12 protein-coding genes are annotated in these 18,196 nt (G+C 60.0%); 1 reads left to right on the top strand and 11 read right to left on the bottom strand.

Features of this window, described 5'->3' with window-relative positions; all coding sequences use genetic code 11:
• The first annotated feature begins 3 nt into the window (after positions 1 to 3).
• Positions 4 to 1,719 carry a DUF4340 domain-containing protein gene (locus Enr8_RS18395; RefSeq protein ID WP_146434273.1) on the top strand — a complete coding sequence of 572 codons (1,716 nt, stop codon included), beginning with the start codon at positions 4 to 6 and terminating at the stop codon, positions 1,717 to 1,719.
• Positions 1,720 to 1,890: 171 nt separating this feature from the next.
• On the opposite strand, the gene Enr8_RS18390 is transcribed toward Enr8_RS18395, so the two are convergent.
• From Enr8_RS18390 to Enr8_RS18340, 11 genes are all read right to left on the bottom strand, one after another.
• Positions 1,891 to 4,062, bottom strand: coding sequence for a tetratricopeptide repeat protein (locus Enr8_RS18390; RefSeq protein WP_146434271.1), 2,172 nt, complete (start codon positions 4,060 to 4,062; stop codon positions 1,891 to 1,893).
• Positions 4,063 to 4,153: 91 nt separating this feature from the next.
• Entirely contained in the window at positions 4,154 to 5,104 is a 951-nt protein-coding gene (locus Enr8_RS18385) for a hypothetical protein (RefSeq protein WP_146434269.1), read from the bottom strand.
• Positions 5,105 to 5,169: 65 nt separating this feature from the next.
• On the bottom strand, positions 5,170 to 5,568 hold the full coding sequence (gene rbfA / locus Enr8_RS18380; RefSeq protein ID WP_146434267.1) for a 30S ribosome-binding factor RbfA: 399 nt from the start codon (positions 5,566 to 5,568) through the stop codon (positions 5,170 to 5,172).
• 152 nt (positions 5,569 to 5,720) lie between these two features.
• The gene (gene infB / locus Enr8_RS18375) at positions 5,721 to 8,669 is read right to left on the bottom strand and encodes a translation initiation factor IF-2 (protein WP_146434264.1); all 2,949 of its coding nucleotides are present in this window, start codon (positions 8,667 to 8,669) and stop codon (positions 5,721 to 5,723) included.
• Positions 8,670 to 8,872: 203 nt separating this feature from the next.
• The gene (nusA, locus tag Enr8_RS18370; RefSeq protein WP_146434262.1) at positions 8,873 to 10,150 is read right to left on the bottom strand and encodes a transcription termination factor NusA; all 1,278 of its coding nucleotides are present in this window, start codon (positions 10,148 to 10,150) and stop codon (positions 8,873 to 8,875) included.
• Positions 10,151 to 10,299: 149 nt separating this feature from the next.
• The gene (locus Enr8_RS18365; RefSeq protein WP_146434260.1) at positions 10,300 to 11,499 is read right to left on the bottom strand and encodes an ABC transporter ATP-binding protein; all 1,200 of its coding nucleotides are present in this window, start codon (positions 11,497 to 11,499) and stop codon (positions 10,300 to 10,302) included.
• Positions 11,500 to 12,294: 795 nt separating this feature from the next.
• Positions 12,295 to 13,452, bottom strand: coding sequence for a PepSY-associated TM helix domain-containing protein (locus tag Enr8_RS18360; RefSeq protein ID WP_146434258.1), 1,158 nt, complete (start codon positions 13,450 to 13,452; stop codon positions 12,295 to 12,297).
• A gap of 23 nt (positions 13,453 to 13,475) precedes the next feature.
• Positions 13,476 to 13,937: a hypothetical protein gene (locus Enr8_RS18355; protein WP_146434255.1), complete on the bottom strand. Its 462-nt coding sequence runs from the start codon at positions 13,935 to 13,937 to the stop codon at positions 13,476 to 13,478.
• Positions 13,938 to 14,000: 63 nt separating this feature from the next.
• Positions 14,001 to 14,933, bottom strand: coding sequence for a DUF1559 domain-containing protein (locus Enr8_RS18350; RefSeq protein ID WP_146434253.1), 933 nt, complete (start codon positions 14,931 to 14,933; stop codon positions 14,001 to 14,003).
• A gap of 295 nt (positions 14,934 to 15,228) precedes the next feature.
• A complete protein-coding gene (ppk2, locus tag Enr8_RS18345; protein WP_146434251.1) occupies positions 15,229 to 16,143 on the bottom strand; it encodes a polyphosphate kinase 2 in 915 nt (304 codons plus the stop codon).
• 25 nt (positions 16,144 to 16,168) lie between these two features.
• Entirely contained in the window at positions 16,169 to 18,154 is a 1,986-nt protein-coding gene (locus Enr8_RS18340) for a PstS family phosphate ABC transporter substrate-binding protein (RefSeq protein WP_146434249.1), read from the bottom strand.
• Positions 18,155 to 18,196 lie beyond the last annotated feature (42 nt).

The following is an 18,196-nucleotide window of genomic DNA, read 5'->3' as shown; positions in this document are numbered from 1 at the left end:
GCGATGAACGAACTAGTCAAAACGTCGATTTTTGTGGGTATCGCCACGCTGTTTACGATCGGGGCGGTCGCTTCGCGTCCGGTGCTCGCGCCGAGCAACCCGGAAGACGAAGTCGGCAAGCCCCTTTTTCCGGAGTTCACCAACCCCGACCAGGCGGCCTCGTTGTCGATCACCAAATACGATAGCGAAATCGTCACGCTCAATACCCTGACGCTGGATGAGAGCCCGACCGGCTGGGTCGTGACCTCCGAAGGGGGCTATCCGGCCGACGCTTCGGAGCAGGTGCGAATTGCAGCGACGGCGCTGATCGATTTGAAAGTGATCGACGCCTTTGACGCGCTGCCGAGTCAGTTGGCCGAGTTCGGGCTGGTGAAGCCCGACGTCGAAACGCTGGAGATCACCGACAGCGGCGTCGGCGAGTTGGTGCTCATTAGCGACTCTGACAACAAACCGTTGGCCGAATTGATCATCGGCAAGCAGGACGAAGCTCGCCCGGCGATTCGCTATGTGCGGATTCCAAGTCGCGATCGCATCTATGTCGTGCAGCTCAATCCCGAAGCGTTTCCGATCGAGTTCAAGAAGTGGATCGATAGCGACCTGCTGGAGCTGAATCCGTTTGACGTGGCGCAGATGACCTTTGCCGACTACAGCGCCGCGCTGCTACAAGGCGCCGCGGGCAATGCCCGGATCGATCGCGCCGATCAGATGGAAGCGGTCGTCGACTACAGCGACATTGACAACAAGTGGACCCTGAGCAGCTACAAGCTGCCGGTCGGGGGACGTCTGGAACCGGCCCAACTGGGCCCCGGCGAAAAGCTGAATGAGACCGCCCTGACGACCGCCCGTACGACCCTGGACGAAATGCAGCTGGTTGACGTCGTGAAGAAGCCGGCCGGACTGGCCGAAAACCTAAAGGTCGACGGGCAATTCAACAACGAAGGGCTCGACACGCTGATCCTGAACGGTTTTCTGCCGTACGGGACCAACCCAATGCGGCTGATCGGCGACAGCGGCGAAGTCAATATTCACACCAAAGACGCGGTGAAGTATCGCTTGCTGTTCGGTAAAGAGCAGGATGGCGGCGCTGACGGAACCCGCCGCTTCCTGATGATCCAGGTCGAACTTGATAAGGCCGCGCTCGGCACGCCCAACATGACCGCGGTGCCGGAACTGAAAGAAGGTGACGGCGTCGACGTGAAGAAGCTGGCCGAAGAGATCGCCGCGATCAAGCTGGCCAACGATCGCGAGTTGGACGCCTATCGCGAAAAAGAAAACGCCGCGATGCGGAAGGTGTTTGAAATGAACTCGCGATTCGCCGACTGGTACTACGTCATTCCGAATGAGCAGTACAAGAAGATCATGCTGACGCAGAAGCAGTTGATTGACTCTCCCAATGGCGCTCCGGCCAGACCAGCCGCCGGCGGAACGGGCATTCCGCTGATGTTGCAAGGCCGACCGCCAGCGGCTCAGCCGCCGGTGACGCAGCAACCGCCGGTGCAGTCGATGCAGCCAGCAGCGAAGCCGGCCGCGGAAGAGGCCAAGCCCGCCGAAGATGCGAAGCCCATGGAGACGCCCGAGAAGCCCGCCGCCGAAGCGCCGAAGTCGGACGCATCCACCGAAGAGAAACCGGCGGATGACGCCCCGATGACGGAAGCTCCCATGATCGAGACGCCGAGCGAAGAAACGCCGGCCGAGCCAAAGTCGGACGGCGACGAGTAGACGACGAAAGCTCGCTTCCCGAACGGGCGTAGGTTGGGGGCAGCGGAGCGAAACCCAACAAGGCGTTTGCAAGCTTCAAGGTGGGCCCGCGTAAGCGAGGGACGCCCATTTGAATAGCGAACCTCTTGTCGCTTACTCCACCCACCCTACACGATCTACAAGAGATCGCCGCTACTTCTTTGGCGCGGCGGCGATCTTGGCTTCCAGAGCCGCCTTCTGATCGGCGTCTTCCTCTTCGGTCAGCAGGGTGACCGCTTCCTGCCAGGCGTCGACCGCTTCCTGCGTTCTCCCGGCGGCGGAGAGCGCGTCTCCCAGGTGATCGAGCAGAACGGGGTCAGGCTCAGTGATCAAGTCGACCGATTGTTGCAGTTGGCCGATCGCCTGGTCGTAGCGTCCTTGGCGAAAATAGGCCCAGCCGAGACTATCGCGAAAGGCGGCGTTGTCGGGCTCGGCGGCGACGGCCTCTTCCAGCATTCGCGCCGCCCGGCCGAGATTGCGGCCCGCGTCGGCCCATAGGTAGGCGAGGTCATTCTTCGCACCGACATCTTCCGGAAACTCGTCCAGAATTTGCTCGAGCCATTCTTCGCGGTCGTGGTCGTTCTTGGCCAGCGACGACAGCATCAACCGCGCTTGTCGCAACACCTGGCGAGTTGGACCGTCGGCGCGCTCGTTGTCGAACTGGGCGAGCAGGCGACGATAGTTGCGATCGGCCTCTTCTTTGCGATCGGCGTAAAACAAGATCCAGGGGACGCGACTGGCCAAAGCGGCGGAGGTCGAGTCGAGGGCGATTGCTCGGCGAGCCGCCGACAAAGCTTCGTCGTAGCGATCGTCCATCGCTAACAGCGCCGCTAGATAATCATACGTCGCGGCGCGGCCGGACTTGGGCATCTTGGCCGCGGCGGCGGTTCGCAGCGCTTTCTCCCCCAGGTCATACTGCTTGGCCACCATCCAGGCGAGCCCGAAGTCGATCAGCGAAGGAGCGGTTGCGACGGGATCGATCTGCGAGGCGATCTCGAGCCAGGCAAACGCGTCGTCCGCTTGCTCGCGCAGGTGAAGGACCTGGGCGATCGCCAGCGCTTGCGGAACGGTCAGCCCCGAGTCGGCCTTACGTCGCTTTTCCGCCGCAGCGATCAACTCGCTAACGGCTTCGTCATCGGCGGCGATTGGTTCGAGCTGGGGCGCCAACGAAGAAAGATTGCGGTTGCGTTCGGCGACGACCCCTAGCGTATCGAGCAGCGCCTCCCAGTCTTGCGTCTTCCAGTAAGCGGTGGTCAGAATCGGATAGACGCTGCGGCGGGGCGACTTTTCGAGGTGAGCCTGAATCAGCGCAATCGCCGCTTCCCACTCCTCTTGTTCCAGCTGCAACTGGGCGAGAAAGTAAGCGAGGGCGAAGTCGTCGCGAGGGGCTTCGTAGCGGGGCGTCAGTTCTTCGAGCAGCCGCTTGTCGACTTCCGCTTCGTCGGCGCCTTGCTGGATCCAGATGTCGCGGAGCAATTGGTAGGGGAGTTCTCCGGCGGCCACGTCGCGCTCGGCGGCGATAACTCGCTGCACGCGCTCTTCGGCCGAGTCGAGACGCTTGGCCGCCAGGTCGATACGGGCCAGTTGCAAGTCAAGCTGCTCTGGTTCGGCGTCGCCGATCGCCGCGCGAAACTGCGCTTCGGCCGCCTGGTAGTCGCCGCCGGCCAAGAAGGCTTCGCCGAGTGCGCGATGGATGGTCATTCCGCCTTGGCCGTTGTTGGCCGCCAAGATCGACTGCAGTTCCGCCTGGTATTCTTTCAGCAGTGTGCCGATGGCGTTCGCTTCGGCGGCGGCTCGCTCGGCATCGTCCAGCTTGGTGTAGAGATCGAGCAGGCGCAGCCGGGTCGCCAACAGTTGCGAGATCGCTTTTCGCTCGGCAAGAGCGGCGGCGGCTCGCTGGTAGAGCTTGGCGCCGCGAGCGGGATCGCCATTCTCAACGGCGTAGGCGCCCATCAGCGAAAGGAAATCGGCCGAAGCGTCTTCCTGCAAGTCGACCAGCAAGAGCGCGTAACGCGATCCTTCTTCCATCCGCTTTTGCGCGAACGCGACCTGGACGATCGCTTGGAGAATCGCCTCAGAATCAGGCGCCAGACGATGTGCCCGTTGAAAGCGGCGCTGAGCGGCGGACAGTTTGTCGCGCTGCTGCAGCATCCGACCTTCGATCAGCAGCGCTTCGGTCGCCGTGAGATTGGCGTCCGCTTCGGTGGGCTCTTGGCGCGGCTCGAGAACCGGCGGAAGCTCGGTGGGAAGCGTTTGAGCGATGGCCGAGAGTGCGGGAAAGCAGATTCCCAGCAGGGACCAGCCAAGTAAGAGCGTACGTGTCATGCCAACTGCAGTTTGATTCGAACGAAGGAGAATGGGCGCCTTGCCCGTCTCCTTTATTCTAGATCATCCAGCCGCAGTCGACCAATTCCGATTACTTCGGCTTGCGCTTGCTGATGGCGGCCGACGATTTCTTCGCGATCTTTTTCTTGGTCGGCTTTTTTTCGGCCGCTTTCTTTTCCGCTGGTTTCTTGTCGGCCGCTTTGGCGGTCTTCTTTACCGGCGGCGCCTTTTTCTCGACGGCGGCCGTCTTCTTCTTGGGCGGGGCTTTCTTGGTCGGTTTGGCTTCGGCGGTCTTGGCCGATTTTTTTGCTCCCTTGGCCGACTTTTTCGCCGAAGCGGCTTCGGCCGTTTCATCTTTCGCGGGGGCGCGTTTGGGGAATCGCTTCTTGGCGTCGGACGAAATCTCCAGAATGTGGTCGCGGACCTTCTTGGAGAATGGGCTGACCATGAAGTCGACCGCCAACTCGTGGATCAGCGAGCTGTACTCGACCCCCTTCGTTTTGGGAATCGCGCGTTCGACGCCGGGGACCGATTTCTTTTTCGCTTCGGCGTCGCTGACCACGCCGACGACTCGCATCAGTTCGACGAGGGCGTCGTCGGTCGGCACGGCATGTCCGCCGAGGGCGTTTTGGGTGACGTAGCCGACGACGAACGGGCTGACGCCGGTGAAACGCTCGATCTGCTTGATCGCTTTCCCCTGGTTCAGCTTCTTCAGGCTTTCCAGGTCGAAGGTGTAAAGCGATTCAAAGACGTTTTGCAGGATCGACTTCAGCCGGGCGGCCGCGGCTTCCGGCTGCGGCAGCTTCGAGCAGACCTCCGACAGTTCGACCAACGACGTCACGCGGATTTCGTTCCAGTCGAAGTAGTTGCCGGTCAGCACCTCGAAGCATTGCTCGGCCGCGGCCCGCGGCGAGTTCTCCAGGATGGCGGCGAACGCCAACTGCTCGAGCAGCGGTCGGTTGTCGAGTTCGGCCGGCGTGTAATGTTTCTTTACGACTTTGTGGCTGGCGGTGATGAGACCGGCGCGGGTGGTAGCGGCCATGGCGATTACGTCGTATGCTCCCGTGGTGTGTTTCTAAGGCGAACGCCTGCGTGTGTCGATTTCGCTTAGTCGTCGTGCGTCTCGGACGGGGCGTCGTCCCCATCGTCGTCATTCCCATCTTCCGGCGGCAGGACGTCGCGCAAGATGCGGGCCACTTCGATCGAATGCTTGACGCCCTTGTCCATGACGAATTCGAGCCGCGGCGTGTAGCGCGTTTCGATCCGATCGTTGATCTTGGCTTGCAGGAAGCCCGCCGATCGCTGCAGCGCGTCGATGCATTCTTCCTGCTTCTTTTCGCTCCCCATGATCGAGACGTGCACCTTGGCTTGGCGCATGTCAGGCGACATTTCGACGCAGGTGACCGTGACGCCCGAGACGCGCGGATTGCGCAGCTCGGTCAGGATCGCCATGCTGACGACTTCGCGAATAGCCGAGGCGGCTTTTAATAGACGACGTGAACTCATGTTTATTTTCCGGCGATTGGCCTGCGTCGGGGTCTAGGCGACGACGCCGCGAAATGGGGTCGCATCTCGCGGCGCAGGCCGGGCGAAGCCGAAGCGGCTTCGTAGGTCGTTTCGTCGAGCGACGCCCCAATAGCGTCGCTCGACCGGTTTGATTAGTCGAGCGTACGTGCGATCTCTTCGACCTTGTACGCTTCCAGGATGTCCCCGTCCTTGATGTCGTTGAAGCCTTGCAGTTTCATACCGCATTCGTAGCCTTCGCGGACTTCCTTGGCGTCATCCTTTTCACGCTTCAACGATTCCAGCGGGTAGTCGCCGATCGTGCGGCCATCGCGATTGACGCGAATACGGCAGCCACGTTCGATCGTTCCGCCCAGCACGCGGCAACCGGCGATCGAGCCCAAACGGCTGACCACAAAGACGCGTTGCACCAAGGCGCGACCCAGTTCGTTGATTCGCTCTTCCGGCTTCAGGCGGCCTTCGAGCAGCGCTTTAAGCTCTTCCGTCGCTTTGTAAATGATGTTGTAGCGACGAATTTCGATTCCGTTGTCGTCGGCCAGCGAGCGAGCCGCTTCGTCGGGGATGACGTTGAACGCGATGATCACCGCGTCCGACGCATCGGCCAACGTCACGTCGGCCACCGACACGGCGCCAACCGACGCTTGCAGCGTGCGAACCTTGACTTCGGGGTGATCCAGCTTCTCCATTTCTTTCTGGAGCGCTTCGATCGAACCGCGGGTGTCGGCTCGGACGATGATGTTGAGGGTCGCAGCCGCTTCGTTGTTGCCGAGGGTTCCCTCTTCGCGACGCTTCTGGAACTCGTCGAACGAAACCTTGACGGTATGCGTGCCGAGCGATTCGCTGCGGCTGCGATCGGCCCGCAATGTAGCGATTTCTCGCGCCTGGGCGATGTCGTCCAGGACGTAGAACTTGTCGCCGGCGCCGGGCGCTTGATCGAGACCGGCGATGCTGACCGGGGTCGACGTGGTCGCTTCGGTCAGACGCTTTCGCGGGTTGAGCGTGTCGTACATCGCTTTGACGCGGCCATGCGACGAACCGCAGACGACGATGTCGCCAACGCGGAGAGTCCCGTTCTTGACGATGACCTTGGCCAACACGCCGCGATCCGATTCCTGCTCCGATTCCAGGCAGACGCCGACCGCGGGGCGATCGGGGTTGGCCGTGTATTCGTGCAGTTCGGCGGTCAGCAAGATCGTTTCCAACAGCGAGTCGATCCCTTCGCCGCTGATGGCGCTGGTTTTGACCACTTCGACGTCGCCGCCCCATTCGGTCGGCAACAAGCCGTGCTGCGACAACTGCTGCATCACTTTGTCGGGATTGGCGCCCGGCAGGTCGATCTTATTGAGCGCGACGATGATCGGCACTTCGGCCGCTTGCGCGTGGCTGATCGCCTCCTCGGTTTGCGGCATGATGCCGTCGTCGGCGGCGATGATCAGCACCGCGATGTCGGTAACGTTGGCGCCGCGAGCACGCATGGCGGTAAACGCCTCGTGACCGGGCGTATCGACGAACGCGATCTGCTTGTCGTCTTTGTCGACGATGTAGGCGCGAATGTGCTGCGTGATGCCGCCCGCTTCGCCCGAAACGACGTTCTTATCGATGATCTTGTCCATGAGCGACGTCTTACCGTGGTCGACGTGACCCAGGAAGGTGACGACCGGCGGACGCTCTTGCAAGGTATCGGGATCGTCTTCGATCTCTTCAATCTTGGTGATCACTTCGTCTTCAATCGACAAAGCGTCCTTCAGATTGATCTCTACGCCATGTTCGGCGGCCAAGTACTCGCCGGTTTCGGTGTCGATCATCGTGTTGATGTTGGCCATCGTGCCGAGCGTCATCAAGGTCCGCAGGATCTTGACGGTGGCGACGCCGGTCGCTTCGGAGAAGTCGCGGATCGAGCAGGGCAATTCAAGTTCGACGGCCGACTTACGCGGCGCGGCGGTGTTGACTCCCTTCCGCGTCGTGCGCGAACGAGGGCGTCGCCGCATGCGATTGCCCAAGTCGGAATCCATTTCGCCAGGACGCTTGGTGCGACGACCGGCGGCGCGAGCTTCGCGACCTCCAGCCATGCCGGCCAGACCCTTCGACTTGGTGCGACGACGATCTCCCGTACCGCCGCTATCGTCCGAATCGGTCGATCCGATTTCAACCGGACGGCGTTCTTTGTCTTTCCGCTTTTTCTCGTGCTGCTTGGTGAACTCTTCCAGCGGCGCTTTCTGCCCCGCCTTGGCGCCTTGGATGGCTTCCTTGGGAAGCTGCATGATCGGCTTTTGCGGAGCCGGTTCGCCCGACTTCTTGGCCTGCGAAGTTGGCGGAGTTGCCGGAGTCGGCATCGCGGCGAACTTGACGCGGGTCGTCGGCGCGGTCGTCTTCGGCTTGTTCGAATCGCGCTTTCCGGCGTCTCCCTGGTCGGAACTGCGACCGCCCCCGAGAACGCGGACTTTATTGCGACCAGGACCGCCCGGGGCGATGTAGTCGCCGCGGCGCATCGGCGTGAAGTCGCTATCCGAGGCGTCCTGATCGGCGGACTTCTTGGCTTCTTTCGGAGCCTCGGCGGCTACGGGTTGCTCGGCCGGTTCGTCCGCGACTGGTTTCGCGGGCTTTTCGGCGACGGGAGCTTCCTCGACCGGCGTATCAGAGGTGGGCGTATCAGAGGTGGGCGCTTCGGAGGTGGGCGCTTCGGCGACCGGCGCTTGCGCGGTCGTTTCCTCGGCGGTCGGCTCTTCGGCCGGCAGTTCCTCTACGTCGGGTTCGGCCGGTCGCGAGGAGCGACCGTGAACGGCCAACGGAGCGTTGCCGGTACGAATGGTCCGAATCTCTTTCGGACGGCCGGTCGGAGCGGGGCGTTCGTCGCGAATCGGCTGTTTGATCGCCGCTTCCTTCGATTCGCCGGTCGCCTTCGACTTGCGTTCTTGCTTCTTGCCGCCGCCAGAGATGTAGGACTTAACTTTGTCGAGCTCGTCGTCGGTCAAACTGGCAAGCGCAGAGCCTTTGCCGGTGACGCCGGCGCGATTGCAGATTTCGACCAGCTCTTTGCTGTCGATATCGAGCTCTTTCGCTAAAGCGTAGATACGTATGGGCACTTTGGCCTTCCTGTCATTGCCGGGCGAACGATTTGGCCTCGGGCTTACGGTTACCGCTTATGTCATCCCGTTTTCTCCGCTAGTGGAGTAGCTCTTTGGGCAACCTTCAAAGAGCCGTGGCGTTACGCTTCCGCCGCCGACAAGGCGACGGTGATAAATGTTGATTTCGTCGTGCGACATGAGATTATGCGTCATACACATCGCTATGACGCGCCTCCCGCGGGGGTTTCCCCTTCGCCAGTCGACGGCGTCGCCGGCGGAGCGCTGGTCGGCGCTGCACCAGTATTTTGTTGTTCTGAGCGGTTGCGGCGTCGTTCGGTTTCGAGCGCCCGTTCCGCTTCCATGCCGCGCGTTTCCGCGTCGTCGCGAATCCGTTCGACCTCGTCTTCGGTGTACGTTCCCATCGCCATCAGGGCGTCGGATTCGATCACCGAAAGGTCGTCGTACGACAAAAAGCCTTCGCCGACCAATTGTTCGGCGACGCTATCGGTGATCCCTTCAATTTGCATGAAGCCGGTCACCGCACGTTCGATTTGCTCCTCGAGTTCTTCGCGAAGCATGATTTCAATATCCCATCCGCACAGCTTGCTCGCCAGACGGACATTTTGTCCGCGACGGCCGATCGCCAGCGAAAGCTGATCTTCTCGCACCAGGACGATCGCCCGTCCCATCATCTTGCAGAGGATCACTTCTTCCACTTCGGCCGGCTGCAGCGCGTTGGGAATTAGCGTTTCGGGATCGTCGGTCCAGCGAACGATATCAATCCGTTCGCCCGACAATTCGTCCACGATGTTTTTGATTCGGTTGCCGCGGACGCCGACGCAGGCGCCGACGCAATCGACGCGCTGATCGCTGCTGTCGACGGCGACCTTGCTGCGGTAGCCCGGTTCGCGACTGATGTTTTTGATGTCGATGACGTCGTCCGAGATTTCCGGAATTTCCTGCTCGAACAGGCGTTGAACGAACCGCTTGTTGGCGCGGCTCAGCACCACTTTGACGCGGCTCCCTTGCTTGCGAACTTCCAACACGATCGCGCGGACGCGGTCGTTGGCGTGGAACGATTCGCCCGGGATCTGCTCGGACCTGGGAAGGATCGCTTCGACGTTGCCCAAGGCGACGATCGCGGCGCCGCCTTCGGCGCGATGGACCGTACCGTTGACCATTTGGCCAACCATCTCGTCATATTCGTCGTGCAGCGAGTCCCGCTCGGCTTCGCGGATCTTCTGGATGATCACCTGCTTGGCGGTTTGAGCGCCAATGCGACCGACCGTTTCTTCCGGATCGACCGGCTCGCCGTCAATGTGGCCCGAGATCGAACCGTCTTGACGGTCGATGTTGATCACCACTTCCGACTCTTCCGAGTGGTACTTGCGCGTAGCGGACACCAGCGCTGATTCAATCGCCTGGAATACGACCTCTTTGTCGATATTCTTGTCGCGGTGAATCGCGTCAACGATCCGCAATACCTCGGACGGGTTCATGTTTCCTTCACCTTCACCGAAATTGGCGTTCAGTCGGTCTCGCAGGGGCGGAGACCTCAGACCAAAAACCAAATAACCGACACCCTCCGCCCTGCCCGGCCTAACAGCCGAGCAAAACGACGAGCCCCGGTTTCTGGAAAAAATCGGGTTTACTTCGCTGGCGACAATCGCAGGTTGCGACCATCGTCGGCAGCGAACAAATGGAGCTGATCGGGCGAAACGGCCAGCTGGACCTTACCCCGAGGGGTTCCGATCCGAGCATCCGCCTTCACAGCCAATTCTTGCGTCGAGCCTGTCAATCGACAATGCGCCAGTTCCGCATCCCCCAGCGACTCGACCAGGTTGACGTCGGCTTGGCCTGCGTCGATCAAGCCCAGATCGGCCAATCGCTCAGGCGCCTCGTCGGCGAACAAGGCGACATCTTCCGGTCGTACGCCAAGTTCGACTTCCTGCTGGTCCAGTGCCGCCGGGTCGAAACCCGATTGCGTCACGTCAATCGACAGCCCGCCGCCGACAAATCGGATTTGCAGGTCAGATCGCTCGATCTGACCGCGAATCAGGTTCATCGGCGGAGAGCCGAGGAAACTCGCGACAAAGCGATTCGCTGGGTTGCGGTAGGCCTCCATTGGCGCCGCCGCCTGTTGAATCACTCCATCCTTCATCACCGCAATTCGGTCTCCCAGCGTTAACGCTTCCACTTGATCGTGGGTAACGTAAACGATGGTGGCCGACAACTGGCGGTGCAGTTGTTTTAGCTCTCGTCGCATTTCGACCCGCAACTTGGCGTCCAGGTTCGACAAAGGTTCGTCGAACAAGAACAGCTGCGGATCGCGAACGATCGCTCGGCCCAGGGCGACGCGTTGCCGCTCGCCACCAGACAACTCTTTCGGCAGACGCTGCAGAAGCTGAGAGATACCCAAGGTTTGGGCCGTCTCCTCAATCCGCTGCGGAATCTCCCGACGACGGGCTTCCAACTCTTTCGCCGCTTGGGGACGCACGATGCGTCTTGCCAGCCGCTCTAGCCAGTTGCCGCCGTAGCGGAGTTCCAGGCCAAACGCCATGTTTTTGTACGCCGTCATGTGCGGGTACAAAGCGTAGTTCTGGAACACCATTGCCACGTCGCGGTTTTTGGGCGCCACGTGAGTGACGTTTTGCCCGCCAATCCAGATTTCGCCGCTGGTGGCGTCCTCTAGCCCGGCGATCATCCGCAAGGTGGTACTTTTACCGCACCCGCTGGGACCTACCAGAACCAGGAACTCGCCGTCGGCGATCTCCAAATCCAAGTCGCGAACCGCGGGGTGATTGGTGGAGTAAGACTTGCTTACTCGTTTCAAGCTAACTTCGGCCATGCCGTCTCACGCTGAGTCAGCCTGCAACTTCCCCGGTCATTTTCACCCCTTTTTCTGCGTGAAAGAGGCGAAAACTGTTTCAAGCACACAACTTAGTGTCAGTCGCAATCCGGTCAGGATACCGGTATTGGCGGCTGCTGTCAAGTTGCCGAGCCGCCGTCGAGACGGTTGTCGCCCGGCAAAACCAAGGGAAACGCATCCCGCGGAACGGGGGCAGGCTGCTGTTGGCTGTGGGGTGAAGTCCGCGGGCTTCGCTTCCCATCCAATCTTGGATGCCGATAAGTGCCGATTGTTGCGACTTTTCGCACTGTGGAGGAGATTGTCGCCCAAACCGGGGAAGAGTCAAATCTGGGCGGCCGCTGATAAGGAAAAAGTGGGGAGAATTTGTCGGTGGGAAATTGGTTTCCTTTACGAGGATTCGCCGCTAAGGTGGGGGCCAGTCCAGCACCCACCTTCTCCTTTCAGATTTCTCGTCGATGACCAACTCTGTGCCCCCAGTTGCTCCCGATTTCTCGCAATCTGCCCCCGGCGAAGAAGTTCAGCTGCTGAATCTCGGTGACTTCGATACCTTGTGTCGCCGCATTACGTTCGTCTTGTCGGTGTACGGCTCTCGCCCCTCTTCGTTCCGGAGAGCCGCGATCCGGGGCGCTGGAGTTCGCCCGAGCGAGAATCTGAGTGCCCGCTATGAGCGACAGTACCGGCAACAAACCGAAAACCTATCTTCCGCCAGAATCGCTCGAACGCGACGCGCTTGAGCAGCGGCAGCGGGCCTTTGTCGCCAGGTGGGCGCTGCATCTAACGGTGTGGGGCTTTTTGGGCATACCCTGTCGTTTGTGTACGTGGCGATTGCCGCCGGCGGGATCTCTTTTTTCGCCACCACAGCAGAAAACCGGTCAGGTAAAGGATCGCAGGAACAAATCCAACGACAAAAACGAGCAGTCGCCCCCCCGTGCCAAACGCGTCGCCACAGTGCAGCGCCAGTTGGATGCGATAATAGGTATCGGCAAACGTGAAATGGTTCCAGTCGCGCGTCTGGAGCAATTGGCCGCTGTATTGATCGAGCCAGATCCGCCCTGCCCCACGCAGTTGCCCGACTTCACCCGGTTGGCGGAGAAATACCTTGTAGACGCCGTCCGATTTCTGCGGCAGGTCTACCAACAGGATCTCGGAACCTGGCATCTCGGCAAGCGCCAACTGGGCGGCGCGATCGGCGCCGATCGGACCGTCGGAAGTCGGGGTGGCGCTCGAGGTGACGTTTCGCGGATATTTCGTCTCGGCCGAGAACATCCCGACGACCGGCTTGATAACGAAAGGTAGGCCAAGGTAGACGCCGGTAAACGCGACCAAAAACAACGGGGGGAGCGACAGCAGGCCGCTCACTTTGTGGAGGTCAAAGTTGAATTTCCCTGGGCGTATTCCCCACGCGACTCGCCAGCCCCCTTTCTGCAGCGGCCACCATAGGACGACGCCGCTGACGATCGAAACGAGGACCGTCGCCGCAATCACCCCCATTAACATGCGCCCATTCTTGCCCATTAGCAGCCGGGCGTGCAGATCATAGATCCAGGCGATCAGTCCGCTTTGCTGAGGGCGATGCCCCAGCGCTTCGGCGGTGTAGGGATCGTAATAAACTTCGGTTGGTCTCTTCTGCTCTGAGGAAGACTTGGCGACAAAACGAAGCGAATAGACGCTAGAGTCGGTCCGCGGCAACGTGATGCGATCAATTCGTCCATGATTGGCGAATTCGGCCTGTGCCAAACCGATGATTTCGTCGAGCGAGCGAGGCGATCCCTGCGGCTCGGTCAGCATCATGGCGGAGTTCAATTGCTCGTCGAAGGCGCGTTCGAAAACGAGAATGCTGCCGGTCACGCCCGCCAGGGCGAACGCCAGCCCGGCCGTCAGACCGAGGTAAAGATGAACCTTGAGCCAGATTCTTCGCGCGAGCAATCTCATTCGCGTTCCACGGGGCGGTTGATCTAGTCTTCGATTCCTTTGCGTGGCGGCGTCGTCAGCCATTGCGGGGGAATATCGAGGTCAATCGGCGGAACTTCCAAGTCATGGTCAGGGACGGTGACCTTGTGCTTCGATTGGGCTGGATTGGTAAAGCGATTGCGGAAGATGTCGTTGCCCGAGTCCGAATTTGGGTCATTGCGGAGGAACATCAGCACATACTCGCCGGCCACTGCGCCATCTTTGTCGCCGCTCGTCGACATGGCGTATTTGCCTGCGGAGTCGGTAAAACCAACGGGCTGCGCTGCGTTTCCGGTGACAGTGGAATCGGTACTTTGAAATCGAACGATAACGTGGTCGAGCGGTTGCCCGTTGACCGTCACGACGCCGGTAACTTGATGCTTCGTCAGGCCGTCGTCATACGGTTGTTTTCCACAGCCCAACAGCGGCCCGGCGGCTAACAGCAGCAGAAAAATTCGATAGTGCATTACGATATTCGCTTCGCTAAGAGAGAGAGAGGGGGGGCGTCGAACTCCGAAGGCGAACGGGAATTAAAACTCGCCCACCACTTCGCCATCTTGGATCGCGACCAGTCGTTCCAGCGTCGTGACGTCGATCGTTTCAGGGATAAACCGGACCGAGGCGTCTCCCAGCGTTACGTTCGCCCCGCCAGGATGCCAACTGAACAGGTTCGAGCCTTCTCCGCTGCAATTGACCAGGCAGTTGCCGCCAAAGCGGGTGACTCCATCGACTGAGAAGCGACGAAACGAGATCCGATTTTGCCCGGCCCAATGATGAAAGCGATCCTTGTGCAGCGATCCGGTTTTCACCTTGTCGGCATAAAACTTATCGGGGCCGCCGCAAGCTTCGCCCAGCATGATCGAATTGGTCAGCCCATCAGTAACGTCGCGGAAGCGTTTCGACACCTCTCCCTTGTAGTCCATCATGCCGGTCGTGTAGTTAGTCCCGTCGTACAGATGGGACGAGGCCGAATACTCGGCGACGCCTGCGAGATAATCCTCGTCAGCGGCCAGATCGTTGTCATAGTCGCCGGTCACTTTCCACGTGCCGACTTCTTCGGCGGGCGAAGTCGGACACTTGTAGGCGGAGATCGGCGTTTGGTTCAACTGGGCGTTGGGCGCAATTCCGTAATTGACGTCGTCGTCCCAGGCGTCGCTGATGTTCCCTTGTTCGATAAATGGCAGGATGGCTCGCGACCAACTGGCCAAGGCGCGTTTCTGGCCGCTCGTCTCCGTGACAGTCTCCTGCGTGATGGGCAATCGTCCGTACGTATCGTGATAATTGTGCAGACCCAAGCCAAGCTGTTTCATGTTGTTGGTGCAACTCATCCGCCGCGCCGCCTCGCGGGCTTGTTGCACGGCCGGCAACAGCAGCGCGATCAACACGCCAATGATTGCGATCACAACCAACAGTTCAACCAGAGTAAAGCCAACGCGCTGGCGGGAGCGGACATCAGGAGTCATCGGAGTCTCCTCGTGGGAAAATCGGGGGAGGGAGTTTCAGCCGGTCGAGCGGTGCGGCTAGATTTGGCGGACCCAGAGCGATGGGTTGGCTAATCTCTGGCAGATGACGCTAGGGCGTACTGAGACTTCGTCTCAGCAGCGGTCTAGGATAACCGGTCAGCAGTCGACAGCAAGGGCAAGGAGGGAAGAAATTCGGTCTATTTCTCGGGCGATTTTTGGTAATTCGCCTAAAGGAAAGCCCGTTACTGTTATCCCCGGGTTAGAGGACGCGACCCGTGAATCGTGGTTGTCTTTCTTAATAGATTTTGGGGACAACTGCATCCGGCGGTGGCGGTTTGCGGACATAGTCGTCACTGTGGTGCCGCGATGGCAGAGTCACCGGATCTTTGGGGATTTCGCGATACGGAAGCAGTTCTAACAGGTGGTGAATGCAGTTCAGGCGGGCCCGTTTCTTGTCGTTCGCTTCGACAATCCACCAGGGCGCCTCTTCGATGCTGGTCTCTTCCAGCATCCGCTCTTTCGCGACGGTGTATTGTTCCCAGCGGCGCCGCGACTCCAGGTCCATCGGGCTTAGCTTCCATTGTTTCAGCGGATCGTCGATCCGACATTGAAAGCGGAACTGCTGCTCTTCGTCGGAGATCGAAAACCAGTACTTGATCAGGTATATGCCCGAGCGCACCAGCATCCGCTCAAACTCGGGCGCCGAGCGAAAGAATTCTTCGTACTGATGGTCCGAGCAGAAACCCATCACTCGTTCGACGCCAGCCCGGTTGTACCAACTGCGATCGAACAACACGATTTCGCCCCCGGCGGGCAGGTGAGGAACAAACCGCTGGAAATACCATTGCGACTGTTCCCGCTCGCTCGGCGCCGGCAAGGCGACGACGCGACAGACGCGAGGATTCAGGCGTTGGGCGATCCGCTTGATCACGCCCCCCTTTCCCGCCGCGTCTCGGCCTTCAAACAGAATCGCCACTTTGACGTTGTGGGCGACGACCCAGTCTTGCAGCTTGATCAACTCACGCTGCAGTCGCAGCAGTTCGCGAAAGTAGACTTTACGCGGAATACGCGAGCCATCGTCGCTAAATTCGCGTCGCTCTTCCTCGAGCGCATCTTCCAGCTCGGCCTCGAACTCTTCGTCCAGCGAATCGAGCAGTTCGCCTTGGATACGCTCCAGGTCGATCTCGGGTTGTTGGTGTGGATCGGTCATTGTAACAACATCTTACTCAACGCGACTATTCGTACCAAGGAGCAACGTAGTCCGCTTTCAATTTGTTCAACTGGCGATCGGCCAATGGAGGCGTCAATGGAATGAATCCGGCGTCCAGTAGGATCCGCTGGCCTGCTTGCGAAAGTAAAAATCGGAGCGTCTCGTCGACCGGTTCCGGCAGTTTTTCGCCTGGCGGTTTGTTGACGTAGACGTACATAAATCGGGAGAGCGGGTAGCGACCGTCATAGACGTATTGGAATCGCTTGGCCGGATCGGGGTCATTGGCGTATTCCTCGGGCGAATAATGGAGATACTCCCCTCCTTCGTTGCGGGCGATCGCGATCGCTCGCACTTGCTGATCGCGATAACCCATCCCCGAAAAGCCAATCGCCGCATACGAAGCGCCGACCGACTCTACGACTTCGTCCGAGTCGGGATGAACCTGCATGTCGTCGCGGAATTTTCCTCCCCGTAGCGTCACCGCCCGGAAGAAGGCCCGTGAACCTGATTGCTGGTTGCGACCTTGCGTCAAGATTTCGTGATTGGGAAACGGCGGCATGGCGTAGGCTCCCCATCGCGGTTTCAGCTGAGCGGCGCCGGCGCCAAAGATGGCGTTCAATTGATCCAGCGTCAGCCCGCGAATGGGGTTCTCGGCGTTGACGTAAACGGCGAGCGCATCGAGACCAATCTCGATCCCCACCGGGTCATGACCAAACTTCTGCCGAAACGCTTCCTTTTCGGTCAGCGTCATGCGGCGGCTCATCAGCGCCAGTTCGCATTCTCCGGCCGTCAGCGCCGGCGGTGCGGTCGCCGAACCTTCCGATTCGATCGTCATCGCTAAATCGGGTGAAGCCTCTTTCAACGCGGCGGCTACTTGCTCCATCACTTCCCGCATCGTGTCAGAGCCGACGCAGCGGACCTCGCCTGAGAAATCGGGCTTGGGCACATACGTCGGCAAAGCGGCCAGTGCGGCGACGTCCGCATCGGCGGTCACGACGTTGTCGGTTGGGTTGGTCTTGTCGTCCGGGTTGGTCTTGGCGGCCAGCGCCTCGGTCCCCGAGATCGCCTGATGAAAGATCGGCAGGCCGAACGCCAACAGGGCGCTAACCAGCAAGCCGGCGGACGCCTTACTGACGTCTTTGAAGACGATGCCGCCGGTCTCCTTGATCGGCCGCACTTTGAGCAGCAGCGAAATTGCCGTTTCGCGCCCCGCGAGCAAACCGAGAAAGACCCAGGTCGTGCTCATCGGCATGTTGCTGTATTCCTTGAAGATCATCAGCACCAGCGCGTAGATGAAGTCGATGATCGTGGCCGAGCGGATGTCTTGCGTGTTGGTTTTGGTGGTGACGATCGCTTGAATCTCGCCCCCGCGGCGCGCGAAAATGATCGCGTGCAGGGCCAGCATCAAGACCGTAGCAAAGACAAAGTAGTAAAAGTTCAGCCGTCGCGGCAGATAGACGAAGATGTTGGCCAGGTCGTGCATCAGCCACTGGCTCCACAAAAACGCCGTGGAGATCCACTGCAGCACAATCCAGCGAAAGCGGGGAGGATCTTCCGCGGTGGCGATCATCTTCTTCTCAAACGACTTGGTGATCACCAGATAGATGCCGACTCCCATAAAGAAGGCGACGACGTAGCCGACCAGCGACTTCGACAACATCGAGCCAAGATTGCCGGGTGCGAAAACCGCCAGCACCAGAAAGGTGGTGCTGACCGGAATTCCGTACCGCGTCAGCATCAAGATGACGATCGGCGGAATGATATGCAGCCAGGTCAAACCGCCAGCCGGTTCAGGAAACTTGGCGAGTCGTCCGTAGGTGACGTCTCCATCGTTGACGTACCACCCATAGACGAAGACGAACATCAGCACCGTGCAGGCAAACGCCCACAGCAGCCACCAAGGACGCTTCGAGTTGGAGCTGAGAAACGTGCCGAGCGTCTGGATCGCATCATTGGCGACAATCGAATAGGCGGCCAACATGAAGCCGAGAATGGCGAGAAATTCTTCCACGTTGCGTTAATCCATATCAATCTGTAGCGCCCTAGCGATACC

Origin of the sequence: Blastopirellula retiformator (assembly GCF_007859755.1) — a bacterium.
GTDB lineage: Bacteria > Planctomycetota > Planctomycetia > Pirellulales > Pirellulaceae > Blastopirellula > Blastopirellula retiformator.
This window is presented reverse-complemented; position numbering and strand designations above follow the sequence as displayed.

Bases quoted from the DNA above. Each gene is read 5' to 3' on its own strand.
- Enr8_RS18350 (WP_146434253.1), bottom strand. From the start codon at position 14,933: ATGACTCCTGATGTCCGCTCCCGCCAGCGCGTTGGCTTTACTCTGGTT.
- nusA (WP_146434262.1), bottom strand. From the start codon at position 10,150: ATGAACCCGTCCGAGGTATTGCGGATCGTTGACGCGATTCACCGCGAC.
- Enr8_RS18365 (WP_146434260.1), bottom strand. From the start codon at position 11,499: ATGGCCGAAGTTAGCTTGAAACGAGTAAGCAAGTCTTACTCCACCAAT.
- Enr8_RS18395 (WP_146434273.1), top strand. From the start codon at position 4: ATGAACGAACTAGTCAAAACGTCGATTTTTGTGGGTATCGCCACGCTG.
- Enr8_RS18385 (WP_146434269.1), bottom strand. From the start codon at position 5,104: ATGGCCGCTACCACCCGCGCCGGTCTCATCACCGCCAGCCACAAAGTC.
- rbfA (WP_146434267.1), bottom strand. From the start codon at position 5,568: ATGAGTTCACGTCGTCTATTAAAAGCCGCCTCGGCTATTCGCGAAGTC.
- Enr8_RS18390 (WP_146434271.1), bottom strand. From the start codon at position 4,062: ATGACACGTACGCTCTTACTTGGCTGGTCCCTGCTGGGAATCTGCTTT.
- ppk2 (WP_146434251.1), bottom strand. From the start codon at position 16,143: ATGACCGATCCACACCAACAACCCGAGATCGACCTGGAGCGTATCCAA.
- Enr8_RS18355 (WP_146434255.1), bottom strand. From the start codon at position 13,937: ATGCACTATCGAATTTTTCTGCTGCTGTTAGCCGCCGGGCCGCTGTTG.
- Enr8_RS18360 (WP_146434258.1), bottom strand. From the start codon at position 13,452: ATGAGATTGCTCGCGCGAAGAATCTGGCTCAAGGTTCATCTTTACCTC.